Below are 16227 nucleotides of genomic sequence, written 5' to 3'. Positions count from 1 at the left end.
CAACATGGGCATTTTTGACTGGAAACACTGGATCGTCATTCTGGTAGTCGTGGTGTTGGTGTTCGGCACCAAGAAACTGAAAAACCTCGGCACCGACGTTGGCGAGTCGATCAAAGGCTTCCGCAAAGCCATGAACGACGACGAAAAACCTGCCGCTGATCCAACCGTGACGCCTGCGCAACCGGTACCACCGGTACAGCCGCAAGCCACCGCTCAGGCCAACCCGCCGCACACCATTGACGTGCAGGCGCAGAAAGTCGAAGAGCCGATCCGCAAAGACGTGTGAGCACTGACTAATGTTTGGTATCAGCTTCTCTGAACTGCTGCTCGTCGGCCTCGTCGCCCTGCTGGTGCTGGGCCCCGAGCGTCTGCCGGGCGCTGCGCGCACCGCTGGCCTGTGGGTCGGACGGCTGAAGCGCAGCTTCAACGCGATCAAACAGGAAGTTGAACGTGAAATCGGTGCCGACGAGATCCGTCGGCAACTGCACAACGAGCATATTCTGTCGCTGGAGCAAGAGGCGCGGAAGATTTTCAACCCGGTTCAGCAAGAGCCGACGTCGGTTGAGCATGTGGGTCAGCAGACAATTCATGCGCCGACTGCGCCTGCTCCGACACCTGTGCCCGCCGCCGTTGTGGCGCCGACAGAACCCGTGCCCGTTGCCGCAGAAACTTCGGTCGAACACGTAGCTCCAACCGCCGCGCCGATCACACCAGCGCCTCACGACCCTACTCTGCCGCCGCGAGCCCCATGAGCGATCTCCCCGAAAACGACCAGCACATGCCGCTGGTTTCGCACCTCACCGAGTTGCGCACCCGCCTGCTGCGTTGTGTGGCGGCGATCTTCATCATCTTCGCCGGGCTGTTCGCCTTCACCCAGCAGATCTACACCTTCGTCTCGACGCCGCTGCGCCAGTACCTGCCGGTCGGCGCGACGATGATCGCCACTGACGTGTCGTCGCCGTTCCTGACGCCGCTGAAACTGACGATGATGGTCTCGCTGTTCCTCGCGATCCCAGTGATCCTGCATCAGATCTGGGGCTTTATCGCGCCGGGCCTGTACAAGCATGAGAAGCGCATCGCGGTGCCGTTGCTGGTGTCGAGCATCCTGCTGTTCTACACCGGCATGGCGTTCGCCTATTACTTCGTGTTCCCGCTGATCTTCAAGTTCTTCGCCGCCGCCACTCCGGCAGGCGTGGAAATGATGACCGACATCGCCAGTTACCTCGATTTCGTCATGACGCTGTTCTTCGCCTTCGGCGTGGCATTCGAGATTCCGGTGGCCGTGGTGCTGCTGGTGTGGATCGGCGTGGTCGACGTCAAATACCTGAAGAAAATCCGCCCGTACGTGATCATCGGCTGCTTCGTGGTCGGCATGATCCTGACGCCACCGGACATCTTCTCGCAGACCCTGCTGGCCGTGCCGATGTGGATGCTGTTCGAAATCGGCATCCTGTTCGGTGGTTTGATCAGCAAGCGCGAACGCCCGGAAGAAACCCCGGCCGACGACCACAACGACCAGCCGCCAGCGACCCAGGCATGAACCTGCTGTTGCTCGAAGAAGCCGATTTCATTGCGGCCGAGCGTGTGGTGCTGCGTGATCGACGCCTGACGCACATGCAGGAAGTTCACCGTTCGGAAGTCGGTGACAGCCTGCGCGTCGGGCGCATTGACGGGTTGATGGGCTCGGCTGAATTGCTGCGACTGGAAGCGGATGAAGCCGAACTGCGCGTCACCCTCGATCAGCCGCCACCGGCGAAATTGCCGCTAACCCTCGTGCTGGCGCTGCCGCGTCCGAAAATGCTCCGCCGGGTGTTTCAGACCGTGGCGACCATGGGCGTGGCGAAGGTGATTCTGGTCAACAGCTATAGGGTCGAGAAGAGCTTCTGGCAGACGCCGTTTCTTGAGCCGGCGGCTATCCGTGAACAACTGATCCTCGGCCTCGAACAGGCGCGCGATACGGTATTGCCGGAGATCGTCATCGAGAAACGCTTCAAGCCGTTCGTTGAAGATCGCCTGCCCGCCATTACTGAGGGCACGCTCGGTCTGGTCGGTCATCCCGGCAACTATCCGCCGTGCCCGCGCGCCCTCAGCGAACCAGTCACCCTCGCCATCGGCCCTGAAGGCGGCTGGATTCCCTACGAGATCGACCTGCTGGCCAAGTCCGGCCTGCAACCGGTGCAACTGGGCGAGCGCATCCTGCGCGTAGAAACCGCCGTCACCGCCCTCCTTGCCCGCCTGTTCTAAACGAACACCGCGCCCCGTGTAGGAGCTGCCGAAGGCTGCGATCTTTTGATGTTGTTTTTTTATAAGCAAGATCAAAAGATCGCAGCCTCGTTTCACTCGACAGCTCCTACAGATCAGCGGATCAGCGGATCAGCAGGTCGGCAATCGGCAGGTGAGCAGATCCAGAGCGCAGGGCCTTCCCGGACAAATGGTGTTACAGATTGCCATCACCCGGCCGATACGCTCCCCATAAGTCCAATTTGTGGTCGGGGAGTTGTCGCATGTACCGTTGGTTAGCCGAGAATCTTGGGAATGTCAGCGTCAAACGCAAGCTGGGTATCGGCTTCGGTCTGGTGCTTTTGCTGACGCTGTTGATCACCTTCACCGGCTGGTCCGGCATGAGCGGCATCATCAGCCGGGGCGACAAGCTCGGGTTTATTTCCAGCCTCAATGAGTACAGCAAAGACTTGCGTCTGGCCCGCGTCGACTACGATTCACGCCGTGGCGAACAAGGCCCGGGCGCGGTCAACGACATGCTCGGCAAACTCGACAGCGGCCTGCAAACCGCGCGTACGCTGATCGAACAACCGGCCGACATCGCCATGGTCGACCAGCAACTGGCTGCCGTCGCCGAGTACAAACGTGCTTTCGCCGACATGATCCAGGCGACCACGCACCGCGAAGACGCGCGCAGCAAACTCGGCGCCAATGCCGACAACGCCGTGGCCAAAGTCTCGGAAGTTGAAAAGGGCCTGCTGCAAGGTGACAGCGTCGCGCAATTCAACAGCGTGGTTGATCTGAGCAAGCTGCTGCAACAGGCGCGCTATCAAGTGCGCGGTTACACCTACAGCGGCAAGGCCGAGGCCGAGCAACCCGCGCTCGACGCCATCGAAAATGCTTTGAAATCCCTTGAGAGCCTGCCGTCGAAACTGCCGGAACAGTTCACTGCCAACCTGCAGCAAGCCGCCGAGTCGATGAAAGCCTATCGCGCCGCCGTCGGCCAGTTCCGCGACGCGCAAACCGCCAGCGGGAGCGCCGTTGCTCGCATGGCAGCCCAGGGCGATATCCTCCTCGATGCCAGTAAAAAACTGACCATTTCCCAGACCGTGGTGCGTGACACCGACGCCGCACACGCGAAAAACATGCTGATCATCGCCACCCTGCTCGCCATCGCGTTCGGCTTGCTGGCCGCGTGGGCGATCACCCGCCAGATCATCATCCCGCTGAACCAGACCCTGAAAGTCGCCGAGCGCGTGGCCGCGGGCGACCTGACCCACAACCTGGTTTCGCAGCGCCGCGACGAACTCGGCCAACTGCAACGCTCGATGCAGAGCATGACCCAAGGCCTGCGCGAGCTGATCGGCGGGATCAGCGACGGCGTCACCCAGATCGCCAGCGCTGCTGAAGAACTCTCGGCGGTGACCGAGCAGACCAGCGCCGGGGTCAACAATCAGAAGATCGAGACCGATCAGGTCGCCACCGCCATGAACGAAATGGCCGCCACCGTGCAGGAAGTCGCGCGCAATGCCGAGGAAGCCTCCGAAGCCGCCGTCGCCGCTGACCAACAGGCCCGCGAAGGCGACAAAGTCGTCGGCGAAGCCATCGCACAAATCGAGCGTCTGGCGGTTGAAGTCGGTCACTCCACCGAAGCCATGGGCGAGCTCAAGCGCGAAAGCGACAAGATTGGCAGCGTCCTCGACGTGATCAAATCCGTGGCCCAGCAAACCAACCTGCTGGCCCTCAACGCAGCCATCGAAGCGGCACGTGCCGGTGAGGCTGGACGTGGTTTTGCCGTGGTTGCCGATGAAGTGCGCAGTCTCGCGCAGCGCACGCAGAAGTCCACCGAAGAGATCGAAGAGCTGATCGTCGGCCTGCAAAACGGTACCCAGCAAGTGGCGACGATCATGGACAACAGCCGCACATTGACCGACAGCAGCGTCGAGCTGACCCGTCGTGCCGGTGGTTCGCTGGAAAGCATTACCCGCACGGTGTCGGCGATTCAGGCGATGAACCAGCAGATTGCGGCGGCTGCCGAGCAGCAGAGCGCGGTGGCGGAAGAGATCAACCGTAGCGTACTGAATGTGCGGGACGTATCGGATCAGACGTCGGCGGCGAGTGAAGAGACCGCGGCGTCCAGCGTTGAGCTGGCGCGGTTGGGGACGCATCTGCAGATGCTGGTGGGGCGCTTCAAGGTATAAGCCCCACAGATCGTTCCCACGCTCTGCGTGGGAATGCATCCTGTGACGCTCCGCGTCATGCATGAAAGGAACGCGGAGCGTCCCGGGCGGCATTCCCACGCGGAGCGTGGGAACGATCAGTTACTACAAGACCTGACGCAGGAAGGCCTGGGCGCGCGGATCCTTCGGCGCATCAAAGAACTCCGCCGGCGCAGCATCTTCCAGCAATTTGCCATGATCGAAGAACAACACCCGGTCCGCCACTTCCCGAGCAAAACCCATCTCGTGGGTCACGCAGACCATGGTCATGCCTTCCACGGCCAGGTTCTTCATCACATCCAGCACTTCGCCAACCATTTCCGGATCAAGCGCCGACGTCGGTTCATCGAACAACATCACCTTCGGTTCCATCGCCAGCGCCCGGGCAATTGCTACGCGCTGTTGCTGACCGCCGGACAGGCGTGACGGAAACTCGTTGGCCTTCTGTGCAATTCCGACCTTTTGCAGCAACTCCATCGCCTTGGCTTCGCGCTCTTTCTTGCCGCGCTTGCGCACGACTTTCTGCGCCAGACAGAGGTTTTCCAGCACGGTCATGTGCGGGAACAGATTGAAGTGCTGAAAGACCATGCCGACTTCGCGGCGGTAGGCGTTGACGTCGGTTTTCGGGTCGGCCAGTTGCAGGCCGTCGATGCTCACCGAGCCCGAGTCGAACTCCTCCAGGCCATTGAGGCAGCGCAGGAAGGTCGACTTGCCGGACCCCGACGGGCCGATCACCACCAGCACTTCGCCCTTGGCGACCGTGGTGCTGACGTTATCCACCGCGCGCACCACTTGCCCACGGGTGTCGAAGACTTTTACCAGTTCGCGGACTTCAATCACTTTGCGCGAGCCTCCGCTCAAGCCGGCTGGCGATTTTCGACAGCGGCAGGTTGATCAACAGGTACAGGCCGGCGACGCAGAACAGAATTTCGAACGGCGAGAACGAGGTGGTGATGACTTCACGGCCGCTTTTCAGCAGCTCGGTGATGGCGATCACCGACACCAGCGAGGTGTCTTTGACCAGACTGATGAACTGCCCGGCCAGCGGTGGCAGTACGCGTTTCAGCGCTTGCGGCAACACCACATGGCGCATCGACTGACCGGCACTCAGACCAAGCGAGCGTGCCGCTTCGTTCTGGCCACGGGCGATCGATTGCACACCGGAACGGATGATCTCGGCCACATAGGCGCCGGTGAACAGCGACAGCGCAGCGATCCCGGCGAACTCGCGGGACAGGTTCATCACCGTGCCGATGAAGAAGTAGAAAATGAAGATCTGCACCAACAGCGGCGTGCCGCGCACCAGTTCGACGTAGATGGTCGAGAGGTCGCGCAAGGTCGGGTTGTTCGACAGCCGGCACAGGCCGGTGACCAGACCAATGAGCAACCCGAGAATCCCGGACACTACCGACAGCCAAAGCGTCGTCCACAGGCCCCACAACAGCGGCCCTGCCGCCCAATGGCGAGTGACACCCACGACGTCGCCTTCGGCCACATCGTCGCCCTGAGCGAATTGCAGGCTGTTCTCGTCGACAGTCAGGTGCTGCTCGTCACCAGCGTCGTTGCGCAGGGTGACCTGCGCGCTGCTGCCCTTGCGCACGAGTTCGGTGACCGTGGAAATGTCAGCGGCGCGCTGGGTTTCTTCAGCCTGATAGGCGAAGTACTGCGGCACACGGTTCCAGCGCCATTCGTAGGACATCAGCGACGTCGCGTAATACAACGCGCCGGCCAGGCCGACCAGCACCAGCACGGTGAGGACGTGCCAAGGCCATTGGGCTTTTTTCTGTTTCATTGCAGGTTCTCGGATGATCGTTCCCACGCTCTGCGTGGGAATGCCGCTCGGGACGCTCTGCGTCCCTGCCTGATCGTGACGCGGAGCGTCACAGGATGCGTTCCCACGCAGAGCGTGGGAACGATCAGCGGATGCGCGTTATTCCATGTCCTTGAGCCACTCGGTGCTCTTGAACCACTTGTCATGGATGCGATCGTAGGTGCCGTCTTCGTGGATCTGGTGCAGGAAGTTGTTGATGAAGTTGAGGCTGTCGTAATCGCCCTTCTTCAGACCAAACGCCAATGGCTCGTAGGTGAACGGCTTGTCGAGGAACACCAGTTTGCCGGCGCCGACCTTGGTCACCGCAACGACGTTGTACGGCGCGTCGTAGATAAAGGCGTCAGCCTTGCCGTTGACCACATCGAGCACGGCTTCCTGCTCGTTGTCGTAGCCGTGGTACTTGGCCTTGGAGATGAGCTTCTTGGCGACCATTTCGCCGGTGGTGCCGAGCTTGGAGGTGATGCGATAGTCGGCGGTGTTCAGGTCTTTATACGACTTGATGGTGCCTTCCAGCTCTTTGCGGATCAGCAGGGTCTGGCCGACGACGATGAACGGTTCGCTGAAGTTCAGGCGCAGGTTGCGTTCCTGGGTCAGGGTCATGCCGCTGCCGATCATGTCGAACTTGTCGGTCATCAGCGCCGGGATGATGCCGTCGTAGCCGGTCGAAACCAGTTCCAGTTTGACGCCCATGGCTTTGGACATGGCTTTGAGAATGTCGACTTCGAAGCCGATGATTTCGCCGCGCTTGTTGGTCATTTCGAACGGCATGTAGGTCGGATCCATACCGACTTTCAACGTGCCGCGCTTGACCGCGTCATCGATTGCGCCAGCCTGCGCCGCATTGACTGCAACCAGTGCCGTGACGCCGACCAGCAGCATCGACAGATACTTCTTCATCTTCAAGTCCCCAAAACCATTGCGTGTGCGGCGCGAAAAACCGACAGAAACAGGCAAAAAAGCCCGGGCGCGCCAATTCGGGGACGGATGCTAACGCACTCGTTTTTTTGCACAAGGTTTAATGGACGATTTGTTTAACAATCAAGATCGCTCCCCCTCACCCCAGCCCTCTCCCGGAGGGAGAGGGAGCCGACCGAGGTGTCTCGAGCTATACGCCGACCTGAAAAATCGAGTCGATTATGGATTCAGCACAGCAAGATCGGTCGGCGTACTTCTGAAGCATCTTCCAATCAGTCCCCTCACCCCAGCCCTCTCCCGGAGGGAGAGGGGGCCGACCGAGGTGTCTCAAGCTATACGCCGACCTGAAAGATCGAGTCGATTATGAATTCAACGCAGAAAGATCAGGTCGGCGTATCTCGAACATCCAACTCGGTCAGTCCCCTCTCCCTCCGGGAGAGGGCTAGGGTGAGGGGCTTTTCAGCAGGCCAAAAAAAACCCCGCAACATCGCGGGGTTTCTTCATCAGGCCGGTTGCGCCTGCAAGCCCACCGGTTGCAACGGCAGCAACGGCGCATGCGGATCGGCTTTCACCGAAGCGCGCCATGCGTCCAGCCACTCAGCGTGACCTTCCGCCCAGACCTGCTCATGCAAACGCGCCAAGGCAACAGGATCGCTCAGCAATTGCAGACGATCATGGTTGTTCAACCCCGCAGGGCCGACCTTCAGCGCGTGACGCACACGTTCCTGACGCAGCCATTCGATCGGCTCGGCCTGACCGTGACGGGAAGTCGCCAGCGAGCACGCCAAAGCGTTCTGCTGAGGATCGACCACCGCACGGACAAAGCCGTCGTTGAGCGCGTGGTAACGGTTTTCGTGGGTGTACTGATCGGTCGCCAGCAGCGCCTGTGGCGGATTGTATTCCTCAGGGATGAGGAACAGGCTCTCGTCACGGGATTTCAGGCCCAGACCGACACGGCTGGAAATCACCGACACCGGGATCGACAGCATCAGCGAACCGACGATTGGCACCAGCCACCAGAGGAAGCTCGGGTTCAACCAGACCACCAGCAGCGCCCAGAAGAAGCCCAGCAGGGTTTGCGGGCCGTGGCGTTTGACCGCCTCGCTCCAAGGTGTCGAGTCGTCGTCACGTTGCGGCGAATTCCAGGTCGCGGCCCAGCCGAGGAACGCGGCCAGTACGAAACGCGTGTGGAAAATCATCCGCACCGGCGCCAGCAGCATGGAGAACAGCATCTCCAGCAGCATTGACAGGGTCACCTTGAACTTGCCGCCGAACTCTTTCGCGCCTTTGGCCCAGATCAGGATGATGCTCAACAGTTTCGGCAGGAACAGCAGCACGATGGTCGTCGAGAACAGCGCAATCGCCTTGTCCGGGTGCCATTGTGGCCACAGCGGATAGAGCTGACGCGGTTCGAGGAAGTACTGCGGTTCCATCAGCGTGTTCACCGCCAACAGCGCGGTCGACAACACGAGGAAGAAGAACCACAACGGCGCCGACAGGTACGACATCACGCCGGTGAGGAACACCGCGCGGTGCACCGGGTGCATGCCTTTGACCAGGAACAGACGGAAGTTCATCAGGTTGCCGTGGCACCAGCGACGGTCACGCTTGAGTTCGTCGAGCAGGTTCGGCGGCAGTTCTTCGTAGCTGCCCGGCAAGTCGTAGGCAATCCACACGCCCCAACCGGCACGGCGCATCAGCGCCGCTTCAACGAAGTCGTGAGACAGGATCGCACCGGAGAACGCCCCTTTACCTGGCAACGGCGCCAAGGCGCAGTGGTCGATAAACGGCTTCATGCGGATGATCGCGTTGTGACCCCAGTAGTGGGATTCACCCAACTGCCAGAAGTGCAGACCAGCGGTAAACAGCGGGCCGTACACACGGGTCGCGAACTGCTGCATGCGCGCATACAGGGTGTCCATGCCCGACGCACGCGGCGCGGTCTGGATGATCCCGGCATCCGGCGTGGCTTCCATCAAGCGCACCAGACTGGTCAGGCACTCGCCGCTCATGACCGAGTCGGCGTCGAGCACAACCATGTACTTGTAGTCACCGCCCCAACGACGGCAGAAGTCGTCGAGGTTGCCGCTCTTGCGCTTCACCCGACGGCGACGACGACGGTAGAAGATCTTGCCGAAGCCTTTGGCCTCGCGGCAGACGTCCAGCCAGGCCTGTTGCTCGGCAACACAGATATCGGTGTCGTTACTGTCGCTGAGGACGAAGAAGTCGAAGCGATCCAGATCACCGGTAGCCGCGACCGATTCGAACGTAGCGCGCAGACCGGCGAATACGCGCGGTACGTCTTCGTTGCAGATCGGCATTACCAGCGCGGTACGCGCGTCTTTGGCAATCGGCTCGTTGCCGGCGCTTTTGCCGGAGATACGGTATTTATCGTGACCGGTGAGCAACTCGAGGAAGCCCATCAGCGCCGTCCAGAAACCGGCCGACACCCAGCAGAACAGAATCCCGAAGAGAATCAGGATGCTGGTTTGCAGCGCATACGGCAGCACTTGCGTGGCGGTTTGCAGCAGCGGCTGGTGCAGGACTTCGTCGAGATCGACGAACGACCAGCCCTGGTACGGCATGATGCCTTTCATGTACCAGCCAGCGACGATGGTCTGGCCGAGCATCAGCACCAGCAGAATATAGCGACGGATCGAACCAACGGTGCGCCAGCGCGCCGCCGGCAGAACGTTTTCGTCCTTCGGCGGCTGTGGCGGGTTGGTGCGACCGGTCAGACGGCGCCAGCCACGCACCAGAATATTGGTGCGCCACGGCTCCGGAACCACCTTGGTGCGGCGGATCGGCGGGGTCGCCTTGAGGCTGACCCGACCGCTGGCGTCGAGCACCAGCATTTCCGCTTCTTCCAGTTCTTCAGCCGTGCTCAGCGTCAGGCGCTTGCCCACCGAAGCCTGGGCGGCTTCGGCAGGGGCGTCGAACGTCGAGGACGACAGGCGTTCATGCAACTCGCTGAACGACTGGCAGCCCGCGAGTTCCGCGCGCTGCTCGTCGGTCATCGGCAGATGCGCCAGATACTCGGACAGAGTCTCTGGCTGTACTTGAGAGTTACTCATCGGCAGGCAACTGATAGCTCCAGGTCTCGGTGATGACTTCTTCAGTCGGCGCCGATTCCGGTGTGGCTGGGGCCGCGTCCGCAGCTACAGGCTGCTTGGCGTCTTTGTTGGCCTTGTCCTTGGCATCTGCAGCGGGCTTGGCATCGGCCTGTTGAGCCTGTTTGGCCTCGGCTGCCTTGGCTTCCTTGTCTTCTTTCTCTTGTTGCTTGGCGGCAACCTTGTCGGCCTTGGCCACGGACGAGTTGGACGCCGGTACCGACGACTTGGCCAGATCAGCCGTTACCACCGGCTGAACCAGTGCGGCACGCATCTCGGTCGACTTGCCTGCGTCTTTGATTTTCATCCGCAGGGTCAAGCGCCAGCCCTTGGTTTCCGGGTTGTAGCGCACGCTGTTCTCGACCAGTTCGGCGTTGTCGCCGACGCTGACCTGACTGCGAACGTCAGCGTCCGGGGCCAGGGCCGCCAGCGATGGACCTTCGAAATCGACCAGATAAGCAACGCTGCCATCCGGCTGACGGATCAGGTTCGATTGCTTGACGTCACCGGTCGAACGCAGAGTCTGCGAAACCCAGGCGCTGTCCGGCGCGTGAATCGCCGCTTCGTCCATCGTCCAGTGCATGCGGTAAGCGAAGTCCAGCGGCTGGCCCGGCTCCGGCATTTTTTCCGGGCTCCAGAACGCAACGATGTTGTCGTTGGTTTCGTCGGCGGTCGGAATTTCTACCAGATCAACGGTACCTTTGCCCCAGTCACCCTTCGGCTCGATCCAGGCGCTTGGACGCTTGTCGTAGCGATCGTCGAGGTCTTCGTAGTGGCTGAAGTCGCGACCACGCTGCAGCAGACCGAAACCACGCAGGTTTTCGACGCTGAAGTTGCTCACGGCCAGGTGTTTAGGGTTGTTCAGCGGACGCCAGATCCACTCGCCGTTGCCGGCATGGATCGACAGACCGCTGGAGTCGTGCAGTTCACGACGATAGTTGAGGACTTTCGACGGCTGGTTGGCGCCGAACAGGAACATGCTGGTCAGCGGTGCGATGCCCAGTTTGCCGACCTTGTCACGCAGGAACATCTGCGCTTTGACGTCGACAATGGTGTCGCTGCCCGGACGCAGGATCAGACGGTAGGCACCGGTGGCGCGTGGCGAATCGAGCAAGGCGAAGATCACCAGATGCTTGTCGCCCGGCTTCGGCTGCTGAATCCAGAACTCGCGGAAACGCGGGAATTCTTCACCAGACGGCAATGCGGTATCGATCGCCAGACCACGGGCCGACAGACCGTAGGTATGACCCTTGCCGACGACGCGGAAGTAGCTCGCGCCAAGCATGGTCATGATTTCGTCTTGCTTGTCAGCCTTGTTGATCGGGTACAGCACACGGAAACCGGCATAACCCAGTTGTTCAGTGGCCTTAGGATCGAATTTCAGGTCGCCGAAATCGAAGCGGGTCGGATCGTATTTGATCTCTTCGACGGTGTTCGCCGTGATTTCGTTGATTTTGACCGGCGTGTCGAAGTGCATGCCCTGGTGATAGAAGGACAACTTGAACGGGGTCTTCTGATCAGCCCACTCAGCCTTTTCGGTGAGGAAGCGAATTTTTTGATAGTCCGCGAACTTCATGTCGCGGAACTCGTTCGGCAGGTTGCTGCGCGGGGCTTCGAACTTCTGCCCGGCCAGCTCTTTTGCCTTGGCCGATACATCGTCAAGATTGAACGCCCAAAGCTGACCGGCGCTGAGCAGGCACAGGAGCGCCGAGCCCGCTACCAGAGCACTTCGCATGCGTTTGGCAGACAATTTTGCTGCATTACAGGGACTAACAATCACGAGCAACCCTCGCCGAAAACAGATCAATAAACCAACGGCCAGATGAAGTGCCTGTAGGGTTTTCGGCAGTGAAAAACCGACCTTCCAGAACACTCTTGCCAAGTTGGCGAGCATTGTTCCGACTCCGCTGGGGCAAAATGATTCCCCAATCGGCTCCGGACAAGTCTCTACCTAAGTCAAAACGGACCAACGAACGCTGATCCCCGTAGCGCGCGATTATCTAGTAGCCCGCATGACAAAGCATCGGGGGTAACCAAGTATTTATCGCGAAAAATGCCTGTTTTCAGTCGAAACGCCCTTAAAAAGATGTTTCAAGCGCTTTCAGGTCTGTAACAGGAAGGTTACCGGGCCATCATTGACCAGGTGCACCTGCATATCCGCGCCGAATCTACCTGATGCCACAGTGCCATGCATCTGTTTCGCTTTGCCTAATAGATAGTCGAACAATTCCTCGCCCAGGGCCGGAGGTGCTGCGCTGGAAAAACCCGGGCGCAACCCGCTCCTGGTGTCGGCTGCGAGGGTGAACTGAGAGACCAGCAGCAACCCGCCGCCAACATCCGCCAGGGACAAGTTCATCTTGCCCTCGGCGTCGCTGAATACCCGATAGTTAAGCAGCTTATGCAGAAGTTTGTCGGCGCTGGCACGCGTGTCGTCGGGTTCGACCGCCACCAGCACCAGCAAACCTTGATCGACCGCGCCTACCACCTCGCCTGCCACTTCGACCCGCGCGTTACTGACGCGCTGCAAAAGGCCCTTCATGCTTCTTCGGGCGGCAGGTCGAGCAGGCGTCGCGCCATGTTGCCGGCCGCGCGCACCAGTGCATCGGTGATGCCCGGTTCGGAGGCGGCGTGGCCGGCGTCGCGGATCACCTGCAATTCACTGTTCGGCCAGGCTTGATGCAGTTCCCAGGCATTGTCGAGCGGGCAGATCACGTCATAACGACCGTGAATGATCACGCCCGGCAAATGCGCGATCTTGCCCATGTCGCGAATCAACTGGTTCGGTTCAAGGAACGCGTTGTTGGTGAAATAGTGGCATTCGATCCGTGCAATCGACAGCGCGCGCTGCGGCTCGGAGAAACGATCGACCACCAGCGGGTTCGGCCGCAGGGTCGCGGTGCGCCCTTCCCACGTCGACCAGGCTTTGGCCGCGTGCATCTGCGCAATCTGGTCGTTGCCGATCAGGCGTTTGTGGAAAGCGCTGAGCAGATCGTCGCGCTCGTCCAGCGGGATCGGCGCGATGTAGTCCTGCCAGTAATCGGGGAACAGACGGCTGGCACCGGCCTGATAGAACCACTCGATTTCCTGCGGACGGCAGAGAAAGATCCCACGCAGGATCAGACCATGAACACGTTCCGGGTGAGTTTGCGCGTAGGCCAGCGCCAGCGTCGAACCCCACGAGCCACCGAACAGCACCCATTTTTCGATGCCCAGGTGTTTACGGATGCGCTCAAGGTCGGCGACCAGATCCCAGGTGGTGTTGTTTTCCAGACTGGCGTGCGGCGTGGAGCGACCGCAACCGCGCTGATCGAAAGTGACAATGCGATACAGATTCGGATCGAAATAGCGCCGGCTCTGCGCGTCGCAACCGGCGCCGGGGCCACCGTGAATGAACACAACCGGCAAACCCTCGGGTGAACCGCTTTCGTCGACGTACAGCGTGTGGGTGTCATCGACAGCCAGATCGTGCCGGGCGTGAGGTTTGATCTGCGGAAACAAAGTCTGCATTGCGCGCTCCGTAAGGGGTCGAGGTCATCCCTGGGGGGACTTCTATTATTCTGCCGTTGGGCATCATAAACCCGATTTACGTCAATGAGCATGCTCCGGAGCCTGATCGTTGATCGTTCCCACGCTCTGCGTGGGAATGCAGCCCGTGACGCTCCGCGTCACTGGACGCGGAGCGTCCCAAGAGGCATTCCCACGCGGAGCGTGGGAACGATCAAAAGATCGCAGCCTTCGGCAGCTCCTACAAGGGTGGATCAGCCGGTGTAGTGAGACTTTGCCCAGGCTAGATAGCCTTGTAGCAGTTCCTTGAGCACGACTTGCGTCGGCTCGGCCAGGTCGGCGCGGTAGCGGAACGGTTCGAACTCTTCCATGTAGGTGCTCTGGCACAACTCCAGTTGCACCGCGTGGATGTTCTCGGCCGGGGTGCCGTAATGCCGGGTGATGTGACCGCCCTTGAAGCGGCCGTTGAGCACATGGCTGTAGTGGCTGTGGCCGGCGCAGATTGCTTCGAGCTGACTGGCCAGTTGCGGATCACAACTGGCGCCGTTGAAGGTGCCGAGGTTGAAGTCCGGCAGCTTGCCGTCGAACAGGTGCGGGATGATCGAACGGATCGAGTGCGCATCGAACAGCAACGCGTAGCCGAACTCGGCCTTCAATCGCGCCAACTCTTCTTGCAGGGTGCGGTGATACGGCGTCCAGATCTGCTCCAGATACGTCGCGCGTTCCTCCTTCGACGGCTCGTGCCCTTCGCGAAACAATGGAATGCCATCGAACAACGTCGCCGGGTACAGCCCGGTGGTCGCCCCGGCGTATAGCGGCTTATCGTCGGACGGTCGATTCAGATCGATGACGAATCGTGAATACTCAGCCGCCAACGTGCTCGCGCCCAGCTCTTCGGCAAAGTCGTACAGCTGCGGAATGTGCCAGTCAGTGTCCGGCAGGCTTTTCGCGTCAGGGATCAACCCGGCTTCCACCGCCGGCGTCAGGCGCACGCCAGCGTGAGGCATGCTGATCAGCAACGGCACGCGACCTTGTTTGAAGTTCAGAACCTTATCCACAACCGCTCTCCTACAGACTTGATTCGACGCCGTGACGGACGACGCGTTTGTCCAGATCACCACCGAGCCAATAGGCCAGATCCGCCGGACGATCGATGTGCCAGGCGACGAAATCCGCAACCTTGCCGACTTCCAGCGAACCGTGAGTGTCGGCCATGCCCAGTGCTTGCGCGGCATGAATCGTCGCACCGGCCAGGGCCTCTTCCGGGGTCATGCGGAAACAGGTGCAGGCCATGTTCAGCATCAGCCGCAACGACAGCGCCGGCGAAGTGCCGGGGTTGAGGTCGCTGGCAATGGCGATTTTCACCTTGTGCTTGCGCAGGGCGTCCATTGGCGGCAACTGGGTTTCGCGCAGAAAGTAGAACGCGCCCGGCAGCAGCACGGCGACGGTATCGGCTTCGGCCATGGCGATGGCGTCGGCCTCGTCCATGAACTCCAGATGATCGGCAGACAACGCCTTGTAGCGCGCGGCGAGGCTGGAGCCGTGCAGCGAGGACAATTGTTCGGCGTGCAGCTTCACCGGCAGACCGAGTTGTTGCGCGGCGATAAACACGCGCTCGACCTGCTCCGGCGAGAAGGCCAGGTATTCGCAGAACGCATCCACGGCATCGACCAGACCTTCGGCGGCGAGCGCGGGGAGCATTTCGTTGCAGACCAGATCGATGTAATCGTCCGCGCGATCCTTGTACTCCGGCGGCAGTGCGTGGGCGGCCAGACAAGTGCTGCGCACGCTGATCGGCAGCTGTTTTTCGAGGCGACGGATGACCCGGAGGATTTTGCGTTCGTTGACCAGATCGAGGCCGTAGCCGGATTTCATTTCGACCGTGGTCACGCCGTCGCGCATCAGGCTTTTCAGGCGTTTGGCGGCGCTGGCGAACAGCTCGTCTTCCGTCGCTTCACGCGTAGCGCGCACGGTGCTGGCGATGCCGCCGCCGGACGCCGCGATCTCGGCATAGCTGACGCCTTGCAGACGCTTTTCAAATTCGCCGCTGCGGTTGCCGCCGAACACCGTGTGGGTGTGGCAGTCGATCAGGCCGGGGGTGACCCACGCGCCTTGCAGATCATTGACCGCCGGGTATTCGCCGGACGGCAGTTGATTGCGCGGGCCGATCCACTCGATGTGCGCACCGGACGTCACGATGGCCGCATCCTCGATGATCGAGTAGACGCCTTGCGCCATGGTTGCGACGTGGCAGTGTTGCCAGAGGGTTTTCACTGTTGGCCTCCGTTGGGGTTGGTTTGGTGGGTGGCCTCTAAAAGCCCCTCACCCTAGCCCTCTCCCGGAGGGAGAGGGGACTGACCGGGTTGTTCTGTCGAGGTACACCGACCTGAAAGTTCTGAGCCGAACTCAGGTTCTGAAAACGATGAAG

14 protein-coding genes and 1 pseudogene are annotated in these 16227 nt (G+C 60.7%); 6 read left to right on the top strand and 9 right to left on the bottom strand.

The annotated features are described in order from the left end of the window. Positions 1–4 precede the first annotated feature (4 nt). The 6 genes and pseudogenes from KFS80_RS11050 to KFS80_RS27295 all read left to right on the top strand — a co-directional run bounded on the left by KFS80_RS11050 (position 5) and on the right by KFS80_RS27295 (position 4421). Positions 5–286: a twin-arginine translocase TatA/TatE family subunit gene (locus KFS80_RS11050; RefSeq protein WP_003220847.1), complete on the top strand. Its 282-nt coding sequence runs from the start codon at positions 5–7 to the stop codon at positions 284–286. A 10-nt stretch (positions 287–296) separates the two neighbouring features. Then, entirely contained in the window at positions 297–752 is a 456-nt protein-coding gene (gene tatB, locus KFS80_RS11045) for a Sec-independent protein translocase protein TatB (RefSeq protein ID WP_212544812.1), read from the top strand. Beyond that, on the top strand, positions 749–1540 hold the full coding sequence (gene tatC, locus KFS80_RS11040) for a twin-arginine translocase subunit TatC (protein ID WP_008080622.1): 792 nt from the start codon (positions 749–751) through the stop codon (positions 1538–1540). The genes tatB and tatC overlap by 4 nt, the downstream gene beginning before the upstream one ends. After that, on the top strand, positions 1537–2244 hold the full coding sequence (locus KFS80_RS11035; RefSeq protein WP_212544811.1) for a 16S rRNA (uracil(1498)-N(3))-methyltransferase: 708 nt from the start codon (positions 1537–1539) through the stop codon (positions 2242–2244). Before tatC ends, KFS80_RS11035 begins: the two co-directional genes overlap by 4 nt. A gap of 260 nt (positions 2245–2504) precedes the next feature. Beyond that, positions 2505–3566, top strand: a pseudogene (locus KFS80_RS27300) (methyl-accepting chemotaxis protein); the annotation flags it as partial. After that, on the top strand, positions 3549–4421 hold the full coding sequence (locus KFS80_RS27295; protein ID WP_371262351.1) for a methyl-accepting chemotaxis protein: 873 nt from the start codon (positions 3549–3551) through the stop codon (positions 4419–4421). The pseudogene KFS80_RS27300 and the gene KFS80_RS27295, both read left to right, overlap by 18 nt. 123 nt (positions 4422–4544) lie before the next feature. Here KFS80_RS27295 and KFS80_RS11025 read toward each other — a convergent pair whose 3' ends face one another. The 9 genes from KFS80_RS11025 to hutI form a co-directional block, all read right to left on the bottom strand. Next, positions 4545–5279: an amino acid ABC transporter ATP-binding protein gene (locus KFS80_RS11025; RefSeq protein ID WP_064117071.1), complete on the bottom strand. Its 735-nt coding sequence runs from the start codon at positions 5277–5279 to the stop codon at positions 4545–4547. After that, positions 5272–6231 (bottom strand): amino acid ABC transporter permease, encoded by a 960-nt coding sequence (locus KFS80_RS11020; RefSeq protein ID WP_053116625.1) that lies wholly within the window; start codon positions 6229–6231, stop codon positions 5272–5274. Before KFS80_RS11020 ends, KFS80_RS11025 begins: the two co-directional genes overlap by 8 nt. 138 nt (positions 6232–6369) lie before the next feature. Next, positions 6370–7167, bottom strand: coding sequence for a transporter substrate-binding domain-containing protein (locus tag KFS80_RS11015; protein WP_034152980.1), 798 nt, complete (start codon positions 7165–7167; stop codon positions 6370–6372). Between the two features lie 521 nt (positions 7168–7688). Continuing rightward, positions 7689–10259 carry a glucans biosynthesis glucosyltransferase MdoH gene (gene mdoH, locus KFS80_RS11010; RefSeq protein WP_212544809.1) on the bottom strand — a complete coding sequence of 857 codons (2571 nt, stop codon included), beginning with the start codon at positions 10257–10259 and terminating at the stop codon, positions 7689–7691. After that, complete coding sequence (locus KFS80_RS11005; RefSeq protein ID WP_178124148.1) at positions 10252–12030, bottom strand: glucan biosynthesis protein G; 1779 nt, start codon at positions 12028–12030, stop codon at positions 10252–10254. Before KFS80_RS11005 ends, mdoH begins: the two co-directional genes overlap by 8 nt. Before the next feature lie 366 nt (positions 12031–12396). Next, the gene (dtd, locus tag KFS80_RS11000) at positions 12397–12834 is read right to left on the bottom strand and encodes a D-aminoacyl-tRNA deacylase (RefSeq protein ID WP_212544808.1); all 438 of its coding nucleotides are present in this window, start codon (positions 12832–12834) and stop codon (positions 12397–12399) included. Further along, positions 12831–13802, bottom strand: a complete 972-nt coding sequence (pip, locus tag KFS80_RS10995; RefSeq protein WP_053116622.1) for a prolyl aminopeptidase — start codon at positions 13800–13802, stop codon at positions 12831–12833. The genes dtd and pip overlap by 4 nt, the downstream gene beginning before the upstream one ends. A gap of 251 nt (positions 13803–14053) precedes the next feature. Then, positions 14054–14857, bottom strand: a complete 804-nt coding sequence (gene hutG, locus KFS80_RS10990; protein ID WP_212544807.1) for an N-formylglutamate deformylase — start codon at positions 14855–14857, stop codon at positions 14054–14056. A 10-nt stretch (positions 14858–14867) separates the two neighbouring features. Then, positions 14868–16073, bottom strand: a complete 1206-nt coding sequence (gene hutI, locus KFS80_RS10985; protein ID WP_212544806.1) for an imidazolonepropionase — start codon at positions 16071–16073, stop codon at positions 14868–14870. Between the last annotated feature and the right edge of the window lie 154 nt (positions 16074–16227).

This window comes from Pseudomonas rustica (assembly GCF_018336155.1).
GTDB lineage: Bacteria > Pseudomonadota > Gammaproteobacteria > Pseudomonadales > Pseudomonadaceae > Aquipseudomonas > Aquipseudomonas rustica.
The sequence above is the reverse complement of the archived record's forward strand: the minus strand, read 5'-3'. Positions and strand labels throughout refer to the sequence as shown.